This is a genomic window from Streptomyces sp. URMC 126 (assembly GCF_051386555.1).
Taxonomy (GTDB): domain Bacteria; phylum Actinomycetota; class Actinomycetes; order Streptomycetales; family Streptomycetaceae; genus Streptomyces.
In genome coordinates, this window is record NZ_JBPQTX010000085.1 from 1 (window position 1) to 23,527 (window position 23,527).

At 68.5% G+C, this 23,527-nt stretch carries 34 protein-coding genes; 3 read left to right on the forward strand and 31 right to left on the reverse strand.

Annotation, left to right across the window (positions count from 1 at the left end):
• Positions 1-191 precede the first annotated feature (191 nt).
• The gene (locus ACSNOK_RS13210) at positions 192-2,297 is read left to right on the forward strand and encodes a glycosyltransferase (protein ID WP_436780837.1); all 2,106 of its coding nucleotides are present in this window, start codon (positions 192-194) and stop codon (positions 2,295-2,297) included.
• A 4-nt stretch (positions 2,298-2,301) separates the two neighbouring features.
• On the opposite strand, the gene truA is transcribed toward ACSNOK_RS13210, so the two are convergent.
• From truA to rpsJ, 31 genes are all read right to left on the reverse strand, one after another.
• Positions 2,302-3,159 carry a tRNA pseudouridine(38-40) synthase TruA gene (gene truA / locus ACSNOK_RS13215; protein WP_436780838.1) on the reverse strand — a complete coding sequence of 286 codons (858 nt, stop codon included), beginning with the start codon at positions 3,157-3,159 and terminating at the stop codon, positions 2,302-2,304.
• Between the two features lie 80 nt (positions 3,160-3,239).
• Complete coding sequence (rplQ, locus tag ACSNOK_RS13220) at positions 3,240-3,707, reverse strand: 50S ribosomal protein L17 (protein ID WP_004946630.1); 468 nt, start codon at positions 3,705-3,707, stop codon at positions 3,240-3,242.
• A gap of 188 nt (positions 3,708-3,895) precedes the next feature.
• Positions 3,896-4,918, reverse strand: a complete 1,023-nt coding sequence (locus tag ACSNOK_RS13225; RefSeq protein ID WP_004946635.1) for a DNA-directed RNA polymerase subunit alpha — start codon at positions 4,916-4,918, stop codon at positions 3,896-3,898.
• A 115-nt stretch (positions 4,919-5,033) separates the two neighbouring features.
• Positions 5,034-5,438 (reverse strand): 30S ribosomal protein S11, encoded by a 405-nt coding sequence (gene rpsK / locus ACSNOK_RS13230; protein WP_003948617.1) that lies wholly within the window; start codon positions 5,436-5,438, stop codon positions 5,034-5,036.
• A 67-nt stretch (positions 5,439-5,505) separates the two neighbouring features.
• The gene (rpsM, locus tag ACSNOK_RS13235) at positions 5,506-5,886 is read right to left on the reverse strand and encodes a 30S ribosomal protein S13 (protein ID WP_004946638.1); all 381 of its coding nucleotides are present in this window, start codon (positions 5,884-5,886) and stop codon (positions 5,506-5,508) included.
• A 203-nt stretch (positions 5,887-6,089) separates the two neighbouring features.
• Complete coding sequence (gene rpmJ / locus ACSNOK_RS13240) at positions 6,090-6,203, reverse strand: 50S ribosomal protein L36 (protein ID WP_003956441.1); 114 nt, start codon at positions 6,201-6,203, stop codon at positions 6,090-6,092.
• Positions 6,204-6,263: 60 nt separating this feature from the next.
• A complete protein-coding gene (gene infA / locus ACSNOK_RS13245) occupies positions 6,264-6,485 on the reverse strand; it encodes a translation initiation factor IF-1 (RefSeq protein WP_003956442.1) in 222 nt (73 codons plus the stop codon).
• A gap of 199 nt (positions 6,486-6,684) precedes the next feature.
• On the reverse strand, positions 6,685-7,524 hold the full coding sequence (gene map / locus ACSNOK_RS13250) for a type I methionyl aminopeptidase (protein WP_436780839.1): 840 nt from the start codon (positions 7,522-7,524) through the stop codon (positions 6,685-6,687).
• Positions 7,525-7,642: 118 nt separating this feature from the next.
• A complete protein-coding gene (locus ACSNOK_RS13255) occupies positions 7,643-8,302 on the reverse strand; it encodes an adenylate kinase (RefSeq protein WP_436780840.1) in 660 nt (219 codons plus the stop codon).
• Complete coding sequence (secY, locus tag ACSNOK_RS13260) at positions 8,302-9,618, reverse strand: preprotein translocase subunit SecY (protein WP_436780846.1); 1,317 nt, start codon at positions 9,616-9,618, stop codon at positions 8,302-8,304. Before secY ends, ACSNOK_RS13255 begins: the two co-directional genes overlap by 1 nt.
• A gap of 226 nt (positions 9,619-9,844) precedes the next feature.
• Complete coding sequence (gene rplO, locus ACSNOK_RS13265) at positions 9,845-10,300, reverse strand: 50S ribosomal protein L15 (protein ID WP_185943965.1); 456 nt, start codon at positions 10,298-10,300, stop codon at positions 9,845-9,847.
• 1 nt (position 10,301) lies between these two features.
• The gene (gene rpmD / locus ACSNOK_RS13270; protein ID WP_004946653.1) at positions 10,302-10,484 is read right to left on the reverse strand and encodes a 50S ribosomal protein L30; all 183 of its coding nucleotides are present in this window, start codon (positions 10,482-10,484) and stop codon (positions 10,302-10,304) included.
• Complete coding sequence (gene rpsE, locus ACSNOK_RS13275) at positions 10,484-11,086, reverse strand: 30S ribosomal protein S5 (protein ID WP_351506794.1); 603 nt, start codon at positions 11,084-11,086, stop codon at positions 10,484-10,486. The genes rpmD and rpsE overlap by 1 nt, the downstream gene beginning before the upstream one ends.
• Positions 11,087-11,132: 46 nt before the next feature.
• A complete protein-coding gene (gene rplR, locus ACSNOK_RS13280) occupies positions 11,133-11,516 on the reverse strand; it encodes a 50S ribosomal protein L18 (RefSeq protein WP_351506796.1) in 384 nt (127 codons plus the stop codon).
• Positions 11,517-11,519: 3 nt separating this feature from the next.
• Complete coding sequence (rplF, locus tag ACSNOK_RS13285; protein WP_436780841.1) at positions 11,520-12,059, reverse strand: 50S ribosomal protein L6; 540 nt, start codon at positions 12,057-12,059, stop codon at positions 11,520-11,522.
• Positions 12,060-12,080: 21 nt separating this feature from the next.
• Positions 12,081-12,479, reverse strand: coding sequence for a 30S ribosomal protein S8 (rpsH, locus tag ACSNOK_RS13290; protein WP_351506801.1), 399 nt, complete (start codon positions 12,477-12,479; stop codon positions 12,081-12,083).
• Positions 12,480-12,724: 245 nt separating this feature from the next.
• Positions 12,725-12,910 carry a type Z 30S ribosomal protein S14 gene (locus ACSNOK_RS13295; protein WP_049718910.1) on the reverse strand — a complete coding sequence of 62 codons (186 nt, stop codon included), beginning with the start codon at positions 12,908-12,910 and terminating at the stop codon, positions 12,725-12,727.
• A 2-nt stretch (positions 12,911-12,912) separates the two neighbouring features.
• Positions 12,913-13,473, reverse strand: coding sequence for a 50S ribosomal protein L5 (rplE, locus tag ACSNOK_RS13300; RefSeq protein ID WP_436780842.1), 561 nt, complete (start codon positions 13,471-13,473; stop codon positions 12,913-12,915).
• A complete protein-coding gene (gene rplX / locus ACSNOK_RS13305; RefSeq protein ID WP_004946679.1) occupies positions 13,473-13,796 on the reverse strand; it encodes a 50S ribosomal protein L24 in 324 nt (107 codons plus the stop codon). Before rplX ends, rplE begins: the two co-directional genes overlap by 1 nt.
• A 2-nt stretch (positions 13,797-13,798) precedes the next feature.
• Positions 13,799-14,167, reverse strand: coding sequence for a 50S ribosomal protein L14 (rplN, locus tag ACSNOK_RS13310; protein ID WP_004946682.1), 369 nt, complete (start codon positions 14,165-14,167; stop codon positions 13,799-13,801).
• Between the two features lie 115 nt (positions 14,168-14,282).
• A complete protein-coding gene (gene rpsQ, locus ACSNOK_RS13315) occupies positions 14,283-14,564 on the reverse strand; it encodes a 30S ribosomal protein S17 (RefSeq protein ID WP_004950457.1) in 282 nt (93 codons plus the stop codon).
• Positions 14,564-14,788: a 50S ribosomal protein L29 gene (gene rpmC / locus ACSNOK_RS13320; protein WP_004950453.1), complete on the reverse strand. Its 225-nt coding sequence runs from the start codon at positions 14,786-14,788 to the stop codon at positions 14,564-14,566. Before rpmC ends, rpsQ begins: the two co-directional genes overlap by 1 nt.
• On the reverse strand, positions 14,788-15,207 hold the full coding sequence (gene rplP / locus ACSNOK_RS13325) for a 50S ribosomal protein L16 (protein WP_004950450.1): 420 nt from the start codon (positions 15,205-15,207) through the stop codon (positions 14,788-14,790). Before rplP ends, rpmC begins: the two co-directional genes overlap by 1 nt.
• 5 nt (positions 15,208-15,212) lie before the next feature.
• Positions 15,213-16,028: a 30S ribosomal protein S3 gene (gene rpsC, locus ACSNOK_RS13330; RefSeq protein WP_223769832.1), complete on the reverse strand. Its 816-nt coding sequence runs from the start codon at positions 16,026-16,028 to the stop codon at positions 15,213-15,215.
• Positions 16,028-16,375, reverse strand: a complete 348-nt coding sequence (gene rplV / locus ACSNOK_RS13335) for a 50S ribosomal protein L22 (RefSeq protein WP_004950444.1) — start codon at positions 16,373-16,375, stop codon at positions 16,028-16,030. The genes rpsC and rplV overlap by 1 nt, the downstream gene beginning before the upstream one ends.
• 43 nt (positions 16,376-16,418) lie before the next feature.
• Positions 16,419-16,700 carry a 30S ribosomal protein S19 gene (gene rpsS / locus ACSNOK_RS13340; protein WP_030368412.1) on the reverse strand — a complete coding sequence of 94 codons (282 nt, stop codon included), beginning with the start codon at positions 16,698-16,700 and terminating at the stop codon, positions 16,419-16,421.
• Between the two features lie 12 nt (positions 16,701-16,712).
• Positions 16,713-17,549, reverse strand: coding sequence for a 50S ribosomal protein L2 (rplB, locus tag ACSNOK_RS13345; protein ID WP_004950440.1), 837 nt, complete (start codon positions 17,547-17,549; stop codon positions 16,713-16,715).
• 40 nt (positions 17,550-17,589) lie between these two features.
• Positions 17,590-17,913: a 50S ribosomal protein L23 gene (rplW, locus tag ACSNOK_RS13350; protein WP_058046827.1), complete on the reverse strand. Its 324-nt coding sequence runs from the start codon at positions 17,911-17,913 to the stop codon at positions 17,590-17,592.
• The gene (rplD, locus tag ACSNOK_RS13355; protein WP_436780843.1) at positions 17,913-18,557 is read right to left on the reverse strand and encodes a 50S ribosomal protein L4; all 645 of its coding nucleotides are present in this window, start codon (positions 18,555-18,557) and stop codon (positions 17,913-17,915) included. The genes rplW and rplD overlap by 1 nt, the downstream gene beginning before the upstream one ends.
• 8 nt (positions 18,558-18,565) lie before the next feature.
• Positions 18,566-19,210 carry a 50S ribosomal protein L3 gene (gene rplC / locus ACSNOK_RS13360; RefSeq protein ID WP_004950432.1) on the reverse strand — a complete coding sequence of 215 codons (645 nt, stop codon included), beginning with the start codon at positions 19,208-19,210 and terminating at the stop codon, positions 18,566-18,568.
• A gap of 13 nt (positions 19,211-19,223) precedes the next feature.
• The gene (rpsJ, locus tag ACSNOK_RS13365; RefSeq protein WP_003948644.1) at positions 19,224-19,532 is read right to left on the reverse strand and encodes a 30S ribosomal protein S10; all 309 of its coding nucleotides are present in this window, start codon (positions 19,530-19,532) and stop codon (positions 19,224-19,226) included.
• 697 nt (positions 19,533-20,229) lie between these two features.
• Between rpsJ and ACSNOK_RS13370 the strand changes: the two genes are divergently transcribed.
• Both ACSNOK_RS13370 and ACSNOK_RS13375 read left to right on the forward strand, forming a co-directional pair.
• Complete coding sequence (locus ACSNOK_RS13370) at positions 20,230-22,320, forward strand: PIG-L family deacetylase (RefSeq protein ID WP_436780844.1); 2,091 nt, start codon at positions 20,230-20,232, stop codon at positions 22,318-22,320.
• A 286-nt stretch (positions 22,321-22,606) separates the two neighbouring features.
• The coding region (locus ACSNOK_RS13375; RefSeq protein ID WP_436780845.1) for an AAA family ATPase at positions 22,607-23,527 on the forward strand (921 nt) is incomplete at its 3' end.

Consider the following 23,527-nt stretch of genomic DNA (forward strand, 5'->3'; position numbering starts at 1 on the left):
GCCCACCACCCCCCGAGGCGTGACAGAGGCCACAATGTAGGCTGCCCAGGCAACCGAACCCCCCGTCAGCGGTCTCAACCGATAGAGACCGGTCGTCCACGACCGGTCCGGCAGGGGACGGACCCCGAGTACCCAGGCCAGGGGGAAGGACGGACGCGGCGCCGGCAGAGGCGTGTCGCGCACACACCGCCATGAAGATCTCTTTCCTGTTGCAGAACGCGTACGGCATCGGCGGCACCATCCGCTCCACGTTCAACGTCGCCAGCGCACTCGCCGCCCGGCACGAAGTGGAGATCGTGTCGACCCTGCGGACCGGCAAGGTCCCCCGGCTGCCGCTCCACCCCAAGGTCAAGCTGGTCAACCTGATCGACACCCGCGAGGACCACGGGGCCGACCGCGACGACCCGCTTCTGTCGCAGGACAGCGCTTACATCCCGCCCAAGGAGGCGAAGGGCGCCCACTTCAGCGCCCTCACCGACCGCCGGGTCGCCGACCACCTCGCCGAGACGGACGCCGACGTCGTCGTCGCCACCCGCCCCGGCCTGGTGATGTACCTGGCCGGCTTCGGCCAGGACCGCTACCTGAAGATCGGCCAGGAGCACCGGATCTACGGCACCCACGAGCCGAACATCCGCGCCGCCCAGGACCGCGCCATCCCGCACCTGGACGCCCACACCACCGTCTCCGAGGCGGACGCCCGCACCCACCGCGAGCAGTTCCCCGACGTCAAGACGAAGATCATCTGCATCCCCAACGGCTGCCCGCCCTCCGAGGTCGAGCCCGCCGACCCGGACACCAAGCTCGTCGTCGCCGCCGGCCGCCTCATCCCGGTCAAGCGCTACGACCTGCTGGTCGCCGCCTGGGCCACCGTGCACGCCAAGCGCCCCGACTGGAACCTGCGGATCTACGGCCGCGGCCCCGAACTGGCCAAGCTCCGTGCCCAGATCGAGCGTCTGGACCTCACGGAAACGATCACTCTGATGGGCGCCCACTCCCCCATCGAGACCGAGTGGGCCAAGGGCTCCATCGCCGCCGTCACCTCCCGCGAGGAGTCGTTCGGCATGACGATCGTGGAGGCCATGAACTGCGGCGTCCCCGTCGTCGCCACCGACTGCCCGCACGGCCCCGGCGAGATCATCACCGACGGCAAGGACGGCCTCCTCGTCCCCGTCGGCGACAGCGAGGGCATCGCCAAGGGCCTCCTCAAGCTCATCGAGGACGACGAGCTGCGCCGCACCATGGGCGCCGCCGCCAAGGTGTCCGCCCAGCGCTACGCCCCCGAGCAGATCGCCGACGCCTACGAGGACCTGATCCGCAGCCTCGGCGTCGACACCCGCCCGCGCCCGGCCGCCGACCAGGCCGCCGCCGACAAGAGCGCCCCGCTCGGCCAGAGCCTGCGCCGCACCATCGGCAAGGTGATCCGGCCCCTGCGCCACCGCCCGGTCGCCCAGCCGGCCCGCAAGCCGGTCTCGGAGGCCCTGAAGGAGATAGTCCGCCGACCGCTGAAGGCCACCGCCTCCACGCGCGTCGACGCCGACGGCAACATCGTCGTCTCCGTCGACGGCAAGGGCCTGGCCGGCGACGACCTCTCGCTGACCGTCACCCGCCGCAAGGAGGGCAAGCCGGTCAGCGTCCCGCTCGCCACTCCCGCCGCTCCGGGCGCCCCCTACACCGCCGTCCTGGACCGCGCCAAGCTGCGCCTCGGCGAGGGCCGCTGGGACCTGCACGTCGTCCGCGACGAGGACAAGGCGCGCCGCCGCGTCGTCTCCCACCTCGCCGAGGGCAAGAACCTCCTCGGCCTGGAGCCGCTGCCCGGCTCCCCGTTCACCTGGATGATCGCCTACCCGACGGTCGACGGGTACCTGGCCCTGCGCGCCTGGTACCGCGACGCGCACGCCGAGGCCCTGACGATCCGCCAGTCCGAGACGTCGTTCACGGTCCAGGGCCGGCTCTACGGCACCTCGTTCACCGAGGACACCAAGCCGTTCGTCATCGGCACCCCGCGCTCCGAGTCCGCGGCCGACATCTCGGCCGAGGTCACCGTCCTGGACCCGACGACCTTCCGCTTCACCCTGCGCAACTCGCAGCTCAAGGCGGCCCGCGGGGACGAGGGCGCGATCTGGGACCTGGCGCTGCGGCTGGCCGGCGACGCCGAGCCGGTGCGGATCGGACGGATCGTCGGCGACATCGTCGACCGAAACAAGACCGACATCTACCCGACGGTCGGCGGCGTCCGCCCGTACCTCACCGTCAACAGCGACCTGGCCGTCAACTGCCCGGCCGCCGAGACGAAGTGACGGCCTAGCAGCAACCCGACGAACCGGGGAGCGTGCGCTTGTTGCGCGCTTCCCGGTTGCGGGCGGCGAGCTCGGAGTCGGCCGGGTAGCCGACCTCCTCCAGCGTCAGCCCGTGCGGCTTCACCACGTGCACCGCCGAGTCCCGCACCCCGGCCGCCAGCACCTTCCCCGGCCAGTCCACCGGCCGGTGCCCGTCGCCGACGAACAGCAGCGCGCCGACCAGCGACCGCACCATGTTGTGGCAGAACGCGTCGGCCTTCACGGTCGCGGTGATCACCCCGGACGCGTCCCGCTCCCAGTCGAGCCGCTGGAGCGTACGGATGGTCGTGGCACCCTCGCGCTTCTTGCAGTACGCCGCGAAATCGTGTTCCCCGACGAGCCGTTCGGCCGCCGCGTTCATCGCGTCGACGTCCAGCGGCCAGTCGTGCCACAGCACGTGTCCGCGCAGCAGCGGGTCGACTCCGGCCGGGTGGTCCACGACCCGGTACGCGTACCGGCGCCAGATCGCGGAGAACCGCGCGTTGAACCCGGCGGGCGCCTCCGCCACGCGCCACACCCGGACGTCGTGCGGCAGCCGGCCGGCCAGCCGGCGCAGCAGCTTGTCCTCGTGCTCGGCCCACACCTCGACGGGCAGGTCGACGTGGGCGACCTGGCCGCGGGCGTGCACCCCGGCGTCCGTCCGGCCGGCGACCGTCAGCTCGTACGTCTCCTTGGACCGCGTCACGGTCCGGATCGCGTCCTCCAGCTCGCCCTGCACCGTGCGCTGACCCTCACGCTGCTTGGCCCAGCCGGAGAAGTCCCGGCCGTCGTACGACAGGTCCAGCCGCACCCGGACGCGACCGGGCTCCACCTCGTCACTCACCGAGAGTTCCTCTCACAGAAATGCGGGACGGGCCCCCCCCCGAAAAGGGGCGGGCCCGTCACTGACACGCATCAGCGATGTCAGGCGTCCTTCGACTCCTCGGCCGCCTCGGCGGCCTTGGCCTCGTCGGCCTCCTTGACCGCACGCTTGGTGGCGGCCTCGGCCTCGGCGACGGTCGCCTTCTTGGCGATCTCGCCCTCGACCAGCTCGATCACGGCCATGGGCGCGTTGTCGCCACGGCGGTTACCGATCTTGGTGATGCGGGTGTAGCCACCCGGACGCTCGGCGTAGCGCGGAGCGATCTCGGTGAAGAGGGTGTGGACGATGCCCTTGTCGGTGATCGTCTGCAGCACCTGGCGACGGTTGTGGATGTCGCCCTTCTTCGCCTTGGTGATCAGGCGCTCCGCCACCGGGCGCAGGCGACGGGCCTTGGCCTCGGTGGTGGTGATGCGGCCGTGCTCGAAGAGGGAGCGGGCGAGGTTCGCCAGCATCAGCTTCTCGTGCGCGGCACCGCCGCCCAGACGGGCACCCTTGGTGGGACGCGGCATGGTGTTTCTCCTTTGGTCTGCCCCGGCCGTATCAGGTACCGGAGTCAGTATCCGAGCAGGCGGACGCCTGTCGGAGATCCGGGCGCTCTTTCGAACGTCCGGAGGGGCCCGCGCCCCAAAGGGGCGCGGGGAACTGCGCGACCAGCCGAAGCCGGCCGGCAGCCGAAATCAGGCCGTGAGGCCCGAGCTCAGTACTGCTCGGTCTCCACGAAACCCGCGTCCGCGTCGTCATCGGCGCCAAAAGCGTCGGCGGCGGCGGTCGGGTCGAAGCCGGGAGGCGAGTCCTTCAGCGCCAGGCCCATACCGGCCAGCTTCGCCTTGACCTCGTCGATCGACTTCGCACCGAAGTTGCGGATGTCGAGCAGGTCGGCCTCGGAGCGGGCGACGAGCTCACCCACGGAGTGGATGCCCTCGCGCTTGAGGCAGTTGTAGGAGCGGACCGTGAGCTCCAGCTCCTCGATCGGCAGCGCCAGGTCGGCGGCCAGGGCGGCGTCCGTCGGGGACGGACCCATGTCGATGCCCTCGGCGTCGATGTTCAGCTCGCGGGCGAGACCGAACAGCTCGACCAGCGTCTTGCCGGCGGACGCCATGGCGTCACGCGGGCGCATCGCCTGCTTGGTCTCGACGTCGACGATCAGCTTGTCGAAGTCGGTGCGCTGCTCGACTCGGGTCGCCTCGACCTTGTAGGTGACCTTGAGGACCGGCGAGTAGATGGAGTCGACCGGGATACGGCCAATCTCCTGGCCCACCTGCTTGTTCTGGACGGCGGAGACGTAGCCGCGACCGCGCTCGACGGTCAGCTCCATCTCCAGCTTGCCCTTGGCGTTCAGGGTCGCCAGGACCAGGTCGGGGTTGTGCACCTCGACGCCGGCCGGCGGGGCGATGTCGGCGGCGGTGACCAGACCCGGGCCCTGCTTGCGCAGGTACATCACGACCGGCTCGTCGTGCTCCGAGGAGACGACCAGCTGCTTGATGTTGAGGATGAGGTCGGTGACGTCCTCCTTGACACCCGGCACGGTGGTGAACTCGTGCAGGACGCCGTCGATGCGGATGGACGTGACCGCCGCACCCGGGATCGAGGAGAGGAGCGTACGACGCAGGGAGTTGCCGAGGGTGTAGCCGAAGCCCGGCTCCAGCGGCTCGATCACGAACCGCGAGCGGAACTCGTCGACGACCTCTTCGGTCAGCGAGGGACGCTGAGCGATCAGCATGAAGTGTTTCCTTCAGTCAGGGGCACCCACTATTTGATGCCCTGAATTACAAGGGTACGGGCGATACGGCTCCGCAGAGCCGTACCGCCCGGATCCTCAGATCAAGCAGCCGTCGTCAGACGCGGCGACGCTTGGGCGGACGGCAGCCGTTGTGGGGCGTGGGCGTCACGTCCTGGATCGAGCCGACCTCAAGGCCGGTGGCCTGGAGGGAGCGGATCGCGGTCTCACGGCCGGAGCCGGGACCCTTGACGAAGACGTCGACCTTGCGCATGCCGTGCTCCTGCGCGCGGCGAGCGGCCGACTCGGCGGCCATCTGCGCGGCGAACGGGGTGGACTTGCGCGAGCCCTTGAAGCCGACGTGGCCGGCGGAGGCCCAGGAGATCACGTTGCCGGTCGGGTCCGTGATGGACACGATCGTGTTGTTGAACGTGCTCTTGATGTGCGCGTGGCCGTGAGCGACGTTCTTCTTTTCCTTGCGGCGCACCTTCTTGGCAGCGCCCTGACGACCCTTGGGGGGCATCTCTTACTCCTACAGGGAGGTGGTCGGTCCTACAGCGAAGACCGCGTGGTCAAGCGTCCGCTGAGGACTACTTCTTGCCCGGCTTCTTCTTGCCGGCGATGGCGCGACGCGGGCCCTTGCGGGTACGAGCGTTCGTGCTGGTGCGCTGACCGTGGACCGGCAGGCCACGACGGTGACGCAGACCCTGGTAGCAGCCGATCTCGACCTTGCGGCGGATGTCGGCCTGGATCTCGCGACGGAGGTCACCCTCGGTCTTGAGGTTGGCGTCCACGTACTCGCGGATCTTGACCAGGTCCTCTTCGGCCAGGTCACGAACGCGGGTGTTCGGGTTCACACCGGTGGCGGCGAGAGTCGCCTTCGACTGGGTGCGGCCGATACCGAAGACGTAGGTGAGTGCGACCTCCACGCGCTTGTCACGCGGGATGTCGACACCGGAAACGCGTGCCATTGAATGGCTCCAGATGTTCGTCGGAGGTCTTCCACAGGACCGCTCCCAGCCGCCGTCCCCTCCGCCGGGGCGAAGAGTTGGTACGGACTGGGTCCCCGGCCTCCGAAACCGGGGGTGTCGCCCTCCTTACAGAGAGGGACGGGCCCTGCGTATGTACGTTGCTCGCGTCGCGCGAAGAACTGCGGAGTGCGGTTCGGTGTGCGTCAGCCCTGGCGCTGCTTGTGGCGCAGGTTGTCGCAGATGACCATGACCCGGCCGTGGCGGCGGATCACCTTGCACTTGTCGCAGATCTTCTTGACGCTCGGCTTGACCTTCATGGGATGTGAGGTTCTCCGGGTCAGTGCCACCACCCCGCCGAGGCGGGATGCCGACAAGATCTACTTGTAGCGGTAGACGATCCGTCCGCGCGTCAGGTCGTACGGAGAGAGCTCCACTACGACCCGGTCGTCGGGAAGGATACGGATGTAGTGCATCCGCATCTTGCCGCTGATGTGCGCGAGGACCTTGTGACCGTTCTGGAGCTCCACCTTGAACATGGCGTTCGGCAGAGACTCGATCACGGTGCCCTCAATCTCGATGGCACCTTGCTTCTTGGCCACGCTTCGCCTTTCGAATCGGCTACCTTGATCGACTCCGGGATTCGTACCCCCGCGCGAACGCGGGCATGCGGATACACGAGAGCCGACGCATCAGTCTACGTCAGGGCAACCGGAAAGACTAATCCAGGGGTGCTTGCCCAGCCGCGGTGATCCTTAAGCGGCGGCTTCCCCACCCGGAAGGCCCGCCACGAGCCGGACCTCAGCCCAGCGGATCCGGCGCCGCCGTCACGCCCAGCTCGGCCAGCTTGGCCTTCCCGCCGTCCACGGCGGTGAGCACCAGCGGCCCGTCCTCCGTCAGGGCGACGGAGTGCTCCCAGTGCGAGGACCAGGTCAGGTCGTCGGTGAGGACCGTCCAGTCGTCCTCCAGGACGTGCGTCCGCGGCGTGCCGAGGGAGACCATCGGCTCGATCGCGATGCAGAAGCCCGGGACCAGCTTCGGGCCGCGGCCCCGCTTGCGGGAGACGTAGTTCAGCAGGTGCGGATCCATGTGCATCTCGGAGCCGATGCCGTGCCCGCCGTAGTCCTCGATGATCCCGTACTTGCCGGTCGCCGGGCGCGGCTGGCGGCGGATGTACGTCTCGATGGCCCGGGAGACGTCCACCAGCCGGTTGCCGTTCCGCACGGCCGCGATGCCGGCCCACATGGACTCCTCGGTCACCCGGGAGAGCTCCACCAGCTCCGGGGCGTGCCCGGTGCCCACGAAGGCCGTGAAGGCCGCGTCGCCGTGCCAGCCGTCCACGATGGCGCCGGCGTCGATCGAGATGATGTCGCCGTCCTTCAGGACGGTCTCCGCGCTCGGGATGCCGTGGACGACGACCTCGTTCACCGAGGTGCAGATCGTCGCGGGGAAGCCGCCGTAGCCGAGGAAGTTCGACTTGGCACCGTGCTCGGCCAGCACCTTGCGGGCGACGTCGTCCAGGTCCTTGGTGGTCGCGCCCGGCACCGCCGCCTCGCGGGTGGCGGCGTGGATGGCGGCGACGACCAGCCCCGCCTCGCGCATCTTCGCGATCTGGTCCGGGGTCTTGATCTCTACCGCCATGGGGGCCTTCCTCGGCTCGACGACACGTACACGGAAAAATTCACGGGGATACCGGTTCAAACAACACTACGGCCGCGATACCCCGAAGGGCATCGCGGCCGTACACCACGGGTGTGGGTCAGGCGCCGTCCCGCGCGGGGAGCGCCTCCATGGCCCGCTGGGTCACCTCGGCGACCTTGCCGAGCGCGGAGATCGTCACCACCAGGCCCTGGGCCTTGTAGTAGTCGATGATCGGCTCGGTCTCGCTGTGGTAGACCTCCAGCCGCTTGCGGACCGTGTCCTCACGGTCGTCGTCACGCTGGTAGAGCTCGCCACCGCAGACGTCGCAGACGCCCTCGGTCTCCGAGCGGTTGTAGATCACGTGGAACACGTGGCTGCTGTCCGCGCGGCAGATCCGGCGGCCGGCGATCCGCTTGACCACCTCGTCCTCGGGGACCTCCAGGTCCAGGACGGCGTCCAGCTTCAGGCCCTTGCCCTGCAGATAGGCGTCCAGCGCCTCGGCCTGGCCGATGTTGCGCGGGAAGCCGTCCAGCAGGAAGCCGCCCGCCGCGTCGTCCTGGTTCATCCGGTCCTCGGCCATGCCGACGGTCACCGAGTCCGGGACCAGCTGGCCGGCGCGCATGTACTCCTGGGCCTCGACACCCAGCGGGGTGCCCTGGCTGATGTTCGCCCGGAAAAGGTCGCCCGTCGAGATGTGCGGGATCGCGAGATTCTTGGCGAGGTACGCGGCCTGCGTACCCTTGCCGGCGCCGGGCGGCCCGACGAGGACGATTCGCATCAGCGGAGGAACCCTTCGTAGTTGCGCTGCTGAAGCTGGCTCTCGATCTGCTTCACCGTCTCCAGACCGACACCCACGATGATCAGGATGCTGGTTCCCCCGAATGGGAAGTTCTGGTTCGCGTTGAGTGTGACCAGCGCCACGGTGGGCACCAGGGCGATCAGGCCCAGGTAGAGAGAGCCCGGCCACGTGATGCGGTTCAGCACGTAGCTCAGGTACTCCGCGGTGGGACGTCCCGCCCGGATGCCCGGGATGAACCCACCATACTTCTTCATGTTGTCTGCAACTTCTTCGGGGTTGAAGGAGATGGCGACGTAGAAGAAGGCGAAGAAAACGATCAGCAGGAAGTAAGTGGCCATGTAGATGGGGTGGTCGCCCTTGACCAGGTTGGCCTGGACCCACTGCGCCCAGCCCGAGTCCTTGGAGTCGGTGAACTGCACCAGCAGCGCCGGGATGTAGAGCAGGGACGAGGCGAAAATCACGGGGATGACGCCCGCCTGGTTCACCTTGAGCGGGATGTAGGTCGACGTCCCGCCGTACGAGCGGCGGCCGATCATGCGCTTCGCGTACTGCACGGGCACGCGGCGCTGGGCCTGCTCGACGAAGACCACCAGGCCGACCATCGCCAGGCCGCAGAGGATGACGAGGCCGAACTCCAGCCAGCCGCCCATCAGCTTGCCCTGGAGCTTGATCGCCCACAGCGCGCTCGGGAACTGCGCGGCGATCGAGGTGAACATCAGGATCGACATGCCGTTGCCGATGCCGCGGTCGGTGACGAGCTCACCGAGCCACATGATCAGCGCGGTGCCCGCGGTCATGGTGATGACCATCGTGATGGTCGTGAAGATGGAGTGGTTGGGCACGATCTCGGACGCGACCGGGCAGTTGCCGAAGAGCGCGCCGTTGCGCGCGACGGCGACGAGTCCGGTGCCCTGGAGGACGGCGAGCGCGATGGTCAGATAACGCGTGTACTGCGTGATCTTGGCCTGGCCGGACTGCCCTTCCTTCTTCAGGGCCTCCAGCCGGGGGATCACGACCGTGAGCAGCTGCAGGATGATGCTCGCCGTGATGTACGGCATGACCCCCAGCGCGAAGATCGTGATCTGCAGCAGCGCGCCACCACTGAACATGTTCACGAGGCCGAACAGGCCCTGACCACTCTTGGCCTGGTCGACACACGTCTGGACATTCTGGTAGTTGACCCCCGGGATCGGGACCTGCGACCCGAGCCGGTAGAGCACCATGATGCCCAGCGTGAACAGCAGCTTCTTGCGCAGGTCGGGCGTCTTGAACGCCCGGGCGAACGCGGTGAGCACGGTGCCTCCTGCGCCTCTCACGCACCCACGTGAGAGGTAACGGTCTTGAGGATCGACGAATACATATCAGCCATAGCCGTACGGGCACAGTCCGCACGACCCGGGGGTGAGTCCCCCCATGGGTACAGCAACAGTCCACGCCACCTTACCGGCGACCGTGCCCGGCTAGGAACGACCAACCGGGGATGCCCCTGATGGGACATCCCCGGTTGTCGGATCAACGAACTCAGATGAGTTCGGTGACGGTGCCGCCGGCGGCGGCGATCTTCTCCTTGGCGGAACCGGAGACGGCGTCGACCGTCACCTGGATCGCCACGGAGATCTCGCCCTGGCCCAGGACCTTGACGAGCTCGTTCTTGCGCACCGCGCCCTTGGCGACCAGGTCGGCCACCGTGACCTCGCCACCCTGCGGGTAGAGCGCGGCCAGCTTGTCCAGGTTCACGACCTGGAACTGCTTGTGGGCGGGGTTCTTGAAGCCCTTCAGCTTCGGGAGGCGCATGTGGAGGGGCATCTGCCCACCCTCGAAGCGCTCCGGAACCTGGTAGCGGGCCTTGGTGCCCTTGGTACCACGACCGGCCGTCTTACCCTTCGACGCCTCACCACGACCCACACGGGTCTTGGCGGTCTTGGCGCCGGGAGCCGGACGGAGGTTGTGGACCTTCAGCGGGTTCTGCTCCGCCATGTCAGTCGACCTCCTCGACCGTGACGAGGTGGCGGACGGTGTGCACCATGCCGCGGATCTCGGGACGGTCTTCCTTGACAACCACGTCGTTGATCTTCTTCAGACCGAGCGAACGCAGGGTGTCGCGGTGGTTCTGCTTGCTGCCGATGTAGGACTTGGTCTGCGTGACCTTGAGACGAGCCATTACGCACCCGCCCCCGCACGCGCACGCAGCAGGGCGGCGGGCGCGACGTCCTCGAGCGGCAGACCACGACGGGCGGCGATCTCCTCGGGACGCTGCAGTCCCTTGAGGGCCTCCACCGTGGCGTGCACGATGTTGATCGGGTTCGACGAACCGAGCGACTTCGACAGGATGTCGTGGACGCCGGCGCACTCGAGCACCGCACGCACCGGGCCACCGGCGATAACACCGGTACCGGGGGTGGCGGGCTTGAGCAGGACGACACCGGCCGCCTTCTCGCCCTGGATCGGGTGGGGGATGGTGCCCTGGATCCGGGGGACCTTGAAGAAGTTCTTCTTGGCCTCTTCCACGCCCTTGGCGATGGCAGCCGGAACTTCCTTGGCCTTGCCGTAACCGACACCGACCGTGCCGTCACCATCGCCCACCACGACGAGCGCGGTGAAGCTGAAGCGACGGCCACCCTTGACAACCTTGGCGACGCGGTTGATCGCGACTACGCGCTCGACGTACGCGGTCTTCTCGGCGGCAGCGCCACCGTCACGGCCCTTCCGGTCCCGCCGCTCGCCGCCACCGGCACCGCTTCCGCGGCGCTGGGGTCCAGCCATTGGAATTACCTCTCTCTGTTACGTCCGCTAGCTCCGGAACCGGGGCTTAGAACTTCAGCCCGGCTTCGCGGGCGGCGTCCGCCAGAGCGGCGATGCGCCCGGCGTACTGGTTGCCACCGCGGTCGAACACGACGGCCTCGACGCCGGCGGCCTTGGCACGCTCGGCGACCAGGGCGCCCACCTTCTTCGCCTGGGCGCTCTTGTCGCCCTCGCCGCCGCGGATCGACGCGTCCAGGTGCGACGCCGACGCCAGGGTGTGCCCCTGGATGTCGTCGATGACCTGGGCGACGATGCCGCGGTTGGACCGCGTCACGACCAGACGCGGACGCTCGGCCGTACCCGAGATCCGCTTGCGGATCCGGATGTGGCGGCGCTTCGCGGCGGCGCGCTTGTACGCGTCGCCCTTAGCGATCTTCACACCGTATGCCATGGCTTACTTACCAGCCTTTCCGACCTTGCGGCGGATGACTTCGCCCTCGTACTTGACACCCTTGGCCTTGTACGGGTCGGGCTTCCGCAGCTTGCGGATGTTCGCGGCGACCTCGCCGACCTTCTGCTTGTCGATGCCCTCGACAGTCAGCTTGGTCGGGGACTCCACCTTGAAGGTGATGCCCTCGGGGGCCTCGACCAGGATCGGGTGGCTGTAGCCCAGCGAGAACTCCAGGTTGGAGCCCTTCGCCTGGACGCGGTAACCGACACCGCTGATCTCAAGCTTCTTGCTGTAACCCTGGGTCACGCCGGTGATCATGTTCGCCACCAGCGTGCGCGACAGACCGTGCAGGGCCTTGTTCTGACGCTCGTCGTTGGGACGGGTGACGTTCAGAACGCCGTCCTCGCCCTTAGCGATCTCGATGGGCGCCGAGATGTCGAGGGAAAGGGAGCCCTTGGGACCCTTCACCTGGACCGAGCGGCCATCGATGGTGACGTCCACACCAGCGGGAACCTGGATGGGCAGCTTGCCAATGCGCGACATTAGCTCTTCCTCCGTTCCCGATTACCAGACGTAGGCGAGGACTTCCCCACCCACGCCCTTCTTCTGTGCCTGCTGGCCGGTCAGGAGGCCGTGGGACGTGGAGATGATCGCCACGCCCAGACCGCCGAGGACCTTCGGCAGGTTGGTGGACTTTGCGTAGACCCGCAGGCCCGGCTTCGAGATCCGCTTGATGCCCGCGATGGAGCGCTCACGGTTCGGGCCGAACTTCAGCTCGAGGATCAGGGACTTGCCGACCTCGGCGTCCTCGACCTTCCAGCCGGTGATGTAGCCCTCCTGCTGCAGGATCTCGGCGATGTGCGCCTTGATCTTGCTGTGGGGCATGGCCACGGTGTCGTGGTAAGCCGAGTTCGCGTTCCGCAGACGGGTCAGCATGTCTGCGATCGGATCGGTCATGGTCATGTTTGGCCTTCGGCCTCTCTCGCCGGGGTTTCCTATCTGCGCCATCCCTCTCCCCGAACATGGTCGGGGCGGGTGCGGCGCGGGGACCTACGGCGTAGTAAGCGACGTTATGCGGCCCGCACAGAGGTGCGGGGCGCGTGCGGTCATGGGCGGCGGGCGCCCAACCCCTCAACTCTACGGGAGAGCCGGGGCGGGTGCCCGCCGTCCACAGGCTTACCGAGAGCCCTGGTTACCCAAGTAGGGGATTACCAGGAGCTCTTGGTCACGCCCGGCAGCTCGCCACGGTGAGCCATCTCACGAAGGCACACGCGGCAGAGGCCGAACTTGCGGTAAACGGAGTGCGGCCGGCCGCAGCGGTTGCAGCGGGTGTACGCGCGGACCGAGAACTTCGGCTTGCGCGAGGCCTTAGCGATCAGGGACTTCTTCGCCACGGTCAGTTCTCCTTGAACGGGAAGCCGAGGTGACGAAGGAGGGCACGACCCTCGTCGTCGTTGGTCGCCGTGGTGACCACGGTGATGTCCATGCCCCGGACCCGGTCGATCTTGTCCTGGTCGATCTCGTGGAACATGACCTGCTCCGTGAGACCGAAGGTGTAGTTGCCCCGGCCGTCGAACTGCTTCGGGGACAGACCACGGAAGTCGCGGATGCGCGGCAGCGCGAGCGACAGGGTGCGGTCCAGGAACTCCCACATGCGGTCGCCACGGAGGGTGACGTGGGCGCCGATCGGCTGGCCCTCACGCAGCTTGAACTGCGCGATGGACTTGCGGGCCTTGGTCACGGCCGGCTTCTGGCCGGTGATCGTGGTGAGGTCGCGGATGGCGCCCTCGATCAGCTTGGAGTCGCGGGCGGCGTCGCCCACACCCATGTTGACCACGATCTTGGTCAGGCCCGGAACCTGCATGATGTTCTCGTAGGAGAACTCCTCACGCAGCTTGCCGATGATCTCTTCGCGGTAGCGCTGCTTGAGGCGCGGTGCGTTGGTGGTGGCAGTCATCAGATGTCCTCACCGGTCCGCTTGGCAACGCGGATCTTGTTGCCGTCCTCGTCGAAGCGGTAGCCGACGCGGGTGACGACCTTCTTGCCGTCCTTCTCCACGACGAGCTGAACGTTGCTCACGTGGATGGGGGCCTCGGTCGTGACGATGCCGCCGGTCTTCGAACCACGGGCGGTCTGGCCGGCCTTGGTGTGCTTCTTGACCCGGTTGACACCCTCGACCAGGACGCGGTCCTCGGCGGGCATGGCCTGGATGACCTTGCCCGTCTTGCCCTTGTCCTTGCCGGTGATGACCTGAACCAGGTCGCCCTTCTTGATCTTCATGCTTACAGCACCTCCGGCGCGAGCGAGACGATCTTCATGAACTTCTTCTCGCGCAGCTCTCGGCCGACGGGGCCGAAGATACGGGTGCCGCGGGGGTCACCGTCGTTCTTGAGGATGACGGCCGCGTTCTCGTCGAAGCGGATGTACGAGCCGTCCGGACGGCGGCGCTCCTTGACGGTGCGAACGACGACGGCCTTGACGACGTCGCCCTTCTTCACGTTGCCACCGGGGATCGCGTCCTTGACGGTGGCGACGATGACGTCACCGATGCCCGCGTAGCGGCGACCCGAGCCACCGAGAACACGGATGCAAAGGATCTCCTTGGCACCAGTGTTGTCGGCGACGCGAAGTCGCGACTCCTGCTGGATCACGTCTATCTCCTGATCGTCTGCCGGTTCCCGGCGGGGGCCTCGTCCACGGAGTACGTGTCCGAGGCCCACCGCCGAGCCTGGCGGAACTTACCTGGGGGCCGATGCCCTCAGGTGATTACTTGGCCTTCTCGAGGATCTCGACGACGCGCCAGCGCTTCGTCGCGGACAGCGGCCGGGTCTCCATCAGGAGGACGCGGTCGCCGACACCCGCGGCGTTCTGCTCGTCGTGCGCCTTGAGCTTGTTGGTACGGCGGATGACCTTGCCGTACAGCGCGTGCTTGACGCGGTCCTCGACAGCGACGACGACGGTCTTGTCCATCTTGTCGCTGACGACGAGGCCCTCACGGGTCTTGCGGAAGCCGCGCTCGTTCGTCTCAGTCATGTTCTTCTCGCTCATCAGGCGCTCTCCACCGTCTCGATGCCGAGCTCGCGCTCGCGCATCAGGGTGTAGATCCGGGCGATGTCCTTGCGGACGGCCTTCAGCCGGCCGTGGTTCTCAAGCTGTCCGGTCGCCGCCTGGAAGCGGAGGTTGAACAGCTCTTCCTTGGCCTCACGGAGCTTGGCAACGAGGTCCTCGTTGTTCAGCTCACGCAGCTCGGTCGCCTTGGTACCGGCAGCCATCACGACTCACCTGCCTCGCGCCGAACAATGCGGCACTTCATCGGAAGCTTGTGGGCGGCGCGGGTCAGCGCCTCACGAGCAACCTTTTCGTTCGGGAAGGACAGCTCGAACATCACCCGACCGGGCTTGACGTTCGCGACCCACCACTCCGGGGAACCCTTACCGGAACCCATGCGGGTCTCGGCGGGCTTCTTCGTGAGCGGACGGTCCGGGTAGATGTTGATCCACACCTTGCCGCCACGCTTGATGTGACGGGTCATGGCGATACGAGCGGACTCGATCTGCCGGTTCGTCACGTAGGCCGGGGTCAGGGCCTGGATGCCGTACTCACCGAACGCCAGCTCGGTGCCACCCTTGGCCATGCCGTTCCGCTTGGGGTGGTGCTGCTTGCGGTGCTTGACCCTGCGAGGGATCAGCATGTCGGTCAGGCCTCCGTTCCGGTGGACTCAGCCGGAGCAGCGGTGGCCTCGGCCTTGGGGGCCTCGGCAGCCTGCTGCGGCTTGCGGCCGCGGCCGCCACGCTCGCCACCACGGCCACGGGCCGGGCGGTCGCCGGCGCCACGCGACGGGCGGTTGCCCGCACGGGCGGCGGCGTTCTCGGCGCGGACCTCGGCGATGTTCTTGACGTCGCCCTTGTAGATCCAGACCTTCACGCCGATGCGGCCGAAGGTGGTCTTGGCCTCGAAGAAGCCGTAGTCGACGTTCGCGCGGAGCGTGTGCAGGGGCACACGGCCCTCGCGGTAGAACTCCGAGCGGGACATCTCGGCGCCGCCGAGACGGCCACCGCACTGGATCTTGATGCCCTTGGCGCCGGCCTTCATCGTCGACTGCATGCTCTTGCGCATGGCGCGACGGAAGGAGACGCGGGAGGACAGCTGCTCGGCGACGGCCTGCGCGACCAGCTGAGCGTCGACCTCGGGGTTCTTGACCTCGAGGATGTTCAGCTGGACCTGCTTGCCGGTGAGCTTCTCCAGCTCGCCGCGGATGCGGTCGGCCTCGGCGCCGCGGCGGCCGATGACGATGCCCGGACGAGCGGTGTGGATGTCGACGCGGACGCGGTCGCGGGTGCGCTCGATCTCGACCTTGGAGATGCCGGCGCGCTCCATGCCCTTCGTCATCATGCGACGAATGGCAACGTCTTCCTTGACGTAGTCCTTGTACAGCTTGTCGGCGTACCAGCGGGACTTGAAGTCCGTGGTCACACCGAGCCGGAACCCGTGCGGGTTAACCTTCTGGCCCATTACCGGGTTCCTTCCTTGCTGCTGACGACCACGGTGATGTGGCTGGTCCGCTTGCGGATCCGGTAGGCGCGGCCCTGGGCGCGCGGACGGAACCGCTTCAGGGTCGGGCCCTCGTCGACGTAGGCCTCGGAGATGTAGAGGCTGTCGACGTCAGAGTGGTCGTAGTTGTGCGCGGCGTTGGCAATGGCGCTGTCCAGCACCTTGCCGACCGGCACGCTCGCGGCCTGCGGGGCGAAACGCAGGACCGCCTGAGCCTCCGTGGCGTCCATGCCACGGATGAGGTCCACCACGCGGCGGGCCTTCATGGGCGTGACGCGGATGTACCGCGCCTGGGCCCTGGCTTCCATGGTTGTCCCTTCGGTGTCAGTCATAGTCGTTCACACCCCGCGGTTAGCGGCGCTTCGACTTCCGGTCGTCCTTGACGTGGCCGCGGAAGGTGCGGGTCGGCGAGAACTCGCCGAGCTTGTGGCCGACCATCGACTCGGTGACGAACACCGGGACGTGGGTCTTGCCGTTGTGCACCGCCAGCGTGTGGCCGAGCATGGCCGGCACGATCATGGAGCGGCGGGACCAGGTCTTGATGACGTTCTTGGTGCCTGCTTCGTTCTGGGCGTCCACCTTCTTGATCAGGTGGTCGTCGACGAAGGGCCCCTTCTTGAGACTACGCGGCATCTAAACCCGCTCCTAGCGCTTCTTGTTCGTCTTGCGGCGGCGGACGATGTACTTGTTGCTCGCCTTCTTGGGAGAACGAGTACGACCCTCCTTCTGACCCCACGGGGAGACCGGGTGGCGACCACCGGAGGTCTTGCCCTCACCACCACCGTGCGGGTGGTCGACCGGGTTCATCGCGACACCGCGGACGGTCGGGCGGACGCCCTTCCAGCGCATGCGGCCGGCCTTGCCCCAGTTGATGTTCGACTGCTCGGCGTTGCCGACCTCACCGACGGTGGCGCGGCAGCGCACGTCGACCAGGCGGATCTCACCGGACGGCATACGAAGGTGGGCCATGGTGCCCTCCTTCGCCAGCAGCTGCACGGAGGAACCGGCGGAGCGGGCGATCTTCGCGCCGCCACCGGGACGCAGCTCGATGGCGTGGATGGTCGTACCGACCGGGATGTTGCGCAGCGGCAGGTTGTTGCCCGGCTTGATGTCGGCCCCGGGGCCGTTCTCAATACGGTCGCCCTGGCCGAGGCCGCGCGGCGCGATGATGTAGCGCTTCTCGCCGTCCACGTAGTGGAGCAGCGCGATGCGCGCGGTGCGGTTGGGGTCGTACTCGATGTGAGCGACCTTGGCCGGCACGCCGTCCTTGTCGTGACGACGGAAGTCGATCACACGGTAGGCGCGCTTGTGGCCACCGCCCTGGTGGCGGACGGTCACACGACCGGCGTTGTTACGGCCGCCCTTGCTGTGCAGCGGGCGGACCAGCGACTTCTCCGGCGTGGACCGCGTGATCTCGACAAAGTCGGCGACGCTGGAGCCACGACGGCCCGGAGTCGTCGGCTTGTACTTGCGGATACCCATTTTTCAGTCCTCGTCCGATATCGGACGACTCGGAACTCCGTTAGGAGACCGGGCCGCCGAAGATGTCGATACGGTCGCCCTCGGCGAGGGTCACGATGGCGCGCTTGGTGTTGGCGCGCTTGCCGAAACCGGTCTTGGTGCGCTTGCGCTTACCCTGACGGTTGATCGTGTTGACCCCGGTGACCTTGACCGAGAAGACCGCCTCGACGGCCTGCTTGATCTGGGTCTTGTTGGCGCGCGGGTCGACGATGAACGTGTACTTGTTCTCGTCCAGCAGCGCGTAGCTCTTCTCGGAGACGACCGGCTTGACCAGGAGGTCGCGCGGGTCCGAGAACGTCTTGCTGGTGACGACGGCCTCAGTCATCAGGCTTCGCTCCCTTCAGCGGCCTTGGGGCCAGACACGAAGGACTCGAAGGCGGCCTGGGTGAAGACCACGTCGTCGGAGACGAGCACGTCGTACGTGTTCAGCTGGCCCGGCTCCAGGATGTGCACCTGGGGCAGGTTGCGCGCGGAGAGCCACGCGGCCTCGTCGGAGCGCTCGGCGACCAGGAGCACGTTCTTGCGCTCGGAGATCTTGCCGAACAGGCTCTTCGCGGCCTTGGTGGACACCGCGCCGTCGACCACGCCGGAGACGACGTGGATACGGCTGTGGCGGGCCCGGTCGGAGAGGGCGCCACGCAGGGCGGCGGCCTTCATCTTCTTCGGGGTCCGCTGCGAGTAGTCACGCGGCACGGGACCGTGCACGACGCCACCACCGGCGAACTGCGGCGCGCGGGTCGAACCCTGACGGGCGCGACCGGTGCCCTTCTGGCGGTACGGCTTCTTGCCACCGCCGCGGACCTCGCCACGAGTCTTGGTCTTGTGCGTGCCCTGACGGGCAGCGGCCAGCTGCGCGACGACGACCTGGTGGATCAGCGGAACGCTGACCTTCGCGTCGAAGATCTCCGCGGGGAGCTCGACGGTCCCGGCCTTGTCGCCTGCCGGCGAAAGGATGTCAATGGTGCTCATCGGTTACCTCAGGCCCCCTTGGCCGCGGTACGGACCAGGACGAGGCCGCCGTTCGGACCAGGAACCGCGCCCTTGATGAGGAGCAGGCCCTTCTCCGCGTCAACGGCGTGGACGGTCAGGTTCTGGGTGGTGACCCGCTCGTTGCCCATGCGGCCCGCCATGCGGAGGCCCTTGAACACACGGCCCGGGGTGGCGCAGCCACCGATCGAACCGGGGGAGCGGTGCTTGCGCTGGGTGCCGTGCCCGGCGCCGAGGCCACGGAAGTTGTGGCGCTTCATGACACCGGCGAAGCCCTTGCCCTTGCTCTTGCCCGTGACGTCGACCTTGACGCCGGCCTCGAACACGTCCGCGGTGATCTCCTGGCCGAGGGTGTACTCGGCGGCGTCGGAGGTGCGGATCTCCACCAGGTGGCGGCGGGGGGTCACGTCGGCCTTGGCGAAGTGGCCCTTGAGGGGCTTGTTCACCTTGCGCGGGTCGATCTCGCCGAAGGCGATCTGGACCGACTCGTAGCCGTCGGCGTCGTTGGTGCGGACCTGCGTCACGACGCAGGGACCGGCCTTGACAACGGTGACCGGGACGACGCGGTTGTTCTCGTCCCAGACCTGCGTCATGCCGAGCTTCTCGCCCAGGACGCCCTTGATCTGCTTAGCCATCTCGCGCGTCACCTCAGAGCTTGATCTCGATGTCGACGCCCGCCGGCAGGTCGAGACGCATCAGCGAGTCAACCGTCTTCGGCGTGGGGTCGAGGATGTCGATGAGGCGCTTGTGCGTGCGCATCTCGAAGTGCTCGCGCGAGTCCTTGTACTTGTGCGGCGACTTGATGACGCAGTACACGTTCTTCTCAGTGGGCAGCGGCACCGGGCCCGCGACCGACGCACCAGTGCGGGTCACCGTCTCGACGATCTTCTTCGCCGAGGAGTCGATGACCTCGTGGTCGTAGGCCTTGAGCCGGATGCGGATCTTCTGTCCCGCCATGGCTACTTCGTAGTCCTGTCTCTCGTAACGCTCTGGGACTCGGCCGGGCCGTGCGCTTCCCCGTGGAAACTCCACCGGAAGAACACCGTCCACTCCCCGCTCACCTCCGACCCACGCGGTCGGGCGTGTCGCGCCCCTTCCAGCAGATCTCCCAAGGGGAGATCCCTGCTCAAGGGGCTTGTGGGGGAAGGACACCCACCGAGTGCCTGGCTGGCACCCCGCTGACACTTCCCGGAAGATTCCCGTACTTCCGCCCCTCATAAGGGACGACGAGTACTGCGGGACTCGCTTCCAGTCCTCCCGGCGGGAGGCGCGCAGCATCGGCACTCAACCGAGCAACCTGAACAGTGTGCCATACAGGACGGAAGCCGCGCCAATCGCAGCCGAAGAAGGTACCCCGACCGGCGCAGATGTCAAACCGCCCTGCCGCCATTCTGCGGGCATTCGGGGCAGAACGGTCATTCTGCCTCATGGCGTGGTGGCACCAAGGTGTCGTGCGCGCCACAGTGGCCGAAAACCGACGGCTCTCGCGAAGGGGAAATCAGGCTTTGTAGCAAGTTGGGCAACCCGCCGGGCCTCTTCCCCGTCCCTTTTCACGCTGGGGGGCGCTGGACAATGAAGCGGAGTCAGGTAGTTGAACATCTCACAGCGCAGAACCGTTCCGTTCCAGAACGCTCGTCCGGTCGGGCGTCGGTCTGTGCTCGCCGGGATCGCTGCCGTCACGGCGGCCGTGGCGACGGGATGCAGTGACAGCGGTTCCGAGAAGTCCGCCCCCTCCGCCTCCCCCGTCCGCGCCGTGGACCCGCGCACCACCCAGCCCTTCGCCGACGCGCGCGGCCCGCTGCTGCTCCAGGTCCTGGCTCACCCGGACGACGACCTCTTCTTCATGAACCCGGACGCGCTGCACATGGTCCGCGCCGGGGTCCCGGTGGTCTCCGTCTATGTGACGGCCGGCGAGGCCATAGGGCAGAACTGGGTGGAGGGCATGCCGCGCAAGGAGCGGGAGCACCACGACAAGGCGGCCTACTCCTCCGCCCGTCACCAGGGGCTCCGCCAGGCGTACGCCCGGATGCTGGGCCGGCACCCGTTCACCGCCTGGCGCAAGTCGGTCCTGCGGCTGCCGGGCGGGGTGCAGGCCGAGACGAACGAGCTCGTCGCCGGCGACCGCCGGGCCCGGCTGATCTTCCTCAACGTCGCCATGCTCTCCGGCCGCAACGTCCGGATGCCGCAGCTGTGGGACGAGCCCGGCGCGGTGGCGCAGTCCCTGGTGGCCAAGGGATCGCCCTGTACCAAGGTGAGCACCTACCGGCACAGCACGCTGGTGGACGCCCTCGCAACGATCATGGATCGTTTCCGGCCGACCGTGGTCCACACCATGGACCCGGACCCCGACTACCAGGTCCACGACGCCACGCACCCCAAGGACAACGACTACGGAGCGTGCTCGGACCACCGCGACCACACCCCCACCGCCCTCTTCACCTGGAAGGCGCTCTCCCAGTGGTCGGCGGACGCGACGCGCCGCGACAAGCACCCGCCCCGCTTCCTCACCACCTCCTACCGCGGCTACTACAACCAGCGCTGGCCGCACAACCTCCCCCACGAGATCGTCGCCCAGAAGCACGAGCTGGTGGAGGCCTACGGCGGCGCCCCGGACTGGCACTGCGGCAACGACGGCGGCTGCGGCGACTACGGCCAGGGCGGCGACCGCCCCCTGAAGAACCGCAAGGGCTGGATCCGCTCCACCCACTACCGCCACCCGGGCGCCACGCCCGCGCTGGACAGCGACCGCTCCGGCCGCCTGGAGGCGTACGGGGTGCTCGGCCTGCACGCCGTCCGCTGGCGCGAGACCTCGGCCGGCAGCGGCCGCTGGGGAGCGCCGCAGAACCTCGGCGGCGGCCCGCTGGCCCCCGCCCTGTCCACCGTCAAGGACGCCGAGGGCCGCCGCCTGGTCTTCGCGCTGCGGTTCTCCGCCCTGGAGGGCGAGGGCCGGGCCGACACCCGCGAGATCGTCGTCCTGGGGCAACGCACCCCCGACGGCCCGTTCACCGGCTGGGCCGGCCTCGGCAACCCCGAGCACGACCCCGACCGGGGGCGCCGGGTGGGCATCCCGGCGGCGGTCACCGACACCGACGGACGGGTCCACCTGTTCGTCCGCAACGCCGGCAAGGGCGTCTCCACCCGGGTGCGCGAGCGCAACGGCAAGTGGGGCAAGTGGCGCAACCTCGGCGGCCAGGACGTCCAGGAAGGGCTGACCGTCGCGCTGGACGGCGAGCGCCGGATCCACGTCCTCGGCGTCGGCCGCGACACCGTGCACCACTGGAGCCAGGACGCCCCGGGCAAGCCCATGCGCTTCCTGCCGCTGGACGACCTGCCCAAGCCGGCGGGCGACCCGGTGGCCGCCCACCCGGGCGACGACGGCAAGCTCGTGCTCGTCTACCGTCAGCCGGCCCAGTCCCGTCCGCAGGCGTACCGCCTCACCGGCGGTTCGGGCACGGAGGAGCTCAAGGACTCCGCGGTGGGCGACCTCACCGGCTACGGCCCGCTCGCCGCCCGGGCCCTGCCGCTGCGCGGCCACCGGGACGCCCTGATGGTCCTGGGCAAGGACCTGGAGGGCCGCGCCCAGGTGATCGACGCGGCGTCCGACGACACCCGCCCGACCGTCGCCGACCGCCGGCCGATCCCCGTGGCCACCCCCGCCCTCCACACGGACGGCGCCCACCGCCTCTGCGTAGTGGGCCTCGCCCCGGACGCGACCCCGTGGATCTGGCGCCCGGACATCGGATAGCCCCCTCCAGCCCGTCCGGCGTTTGAGGACAGCGCGCGCAGCGCGCTGCGGGGGGGTGCGGGGGCGCAGCCCCTGCAAGAAACGGTGAAATGGGGGTGCCCCCTCTGGGGGAGGGACAGGGGCAACCCAACCTGGAGCGCAGCGCACGACCACCGGGCCCGCGGGCCCCACGGAACGGCGAATGGGGGTGCCCCCTGGGGGAGAGACCGGGGCAACCCCACCCCACCTTGCTATCGTGCTGCCCCGCCGTACCGGAGGCCGCCTCCCCGGGGGAAAGGGGCACCCGATGCTCGTCGACCGCGAAGCCGAACTCGCCACCCTCTCCGCCGCCTTGGCGGAAAGCGCCCGCGGCCTCGGCGGCTTCGCGGTCATCCACGGCGCCACCGCCCTCGGCAAAACGGAACTGCTGCACGCCCTCCGCACCCGCGCCACCGAGCACGGCTTCACGGTCCGCACCGCCCTCGGCAGCCCCGCCGAACAGCCCTTCCCCTACGCGCTGGCAGACCAGCTCTTCCCCGAACTGGCGCTCCCGGCAAGGGACTTCACCTCAAACGCGACACCCACGACCGTCCCCCCACCCCTACTCCGCCGCGTCTACCACGCGGCCCTCGCCCTGGCGGCCGACCAGCCCCTGCTCCTCTGCGTGGACGACCTCCAGTACGCGGACCACGCGTCCCAGCAGTGCCTGCTCTACCTCATCCGCCGACTGCGCACGGCCCGCGCCGCCCTCGTCGTCACCGAGGCACCGCACGGCACGGCCCACCGCACCCTGCTGGGCGAACTCCAGTACCAGCCCCGAACACGTCACCTGCACCTCACGCCCCTCGGCCGCCACGCCGTCGCCCGGCTCGCCGCCCAGCGCCTGGGCGAGCCGGCCGCCGACCGTCTGACCACGCACCTGCACCGCCTGACCGGCGGCAACCCGCTGCTCCTCCACGCCCTGCTGGACGACACCGTCGCCGCGTCCCCCACCGCCGAGACCCCGCTCCCGGCCCCGGGCGCGGCGTACCGCGCCGCGGTCCTGGCCTGTGTCCACCGCGGCGGCGCGGACGCGCTGGCCGTGGCCCGGGCCGTGGCCGTCCTCGGCCCGCGAGACGCCACCGGCGCCCGCCACGCCACCGCGACCGCCACGGAGGAAACCCACGCCCCGGCCGTCACAGGCACGCAGGACTCCCCCGCCCACCCCCCGTCCACGACGGAACCGGAA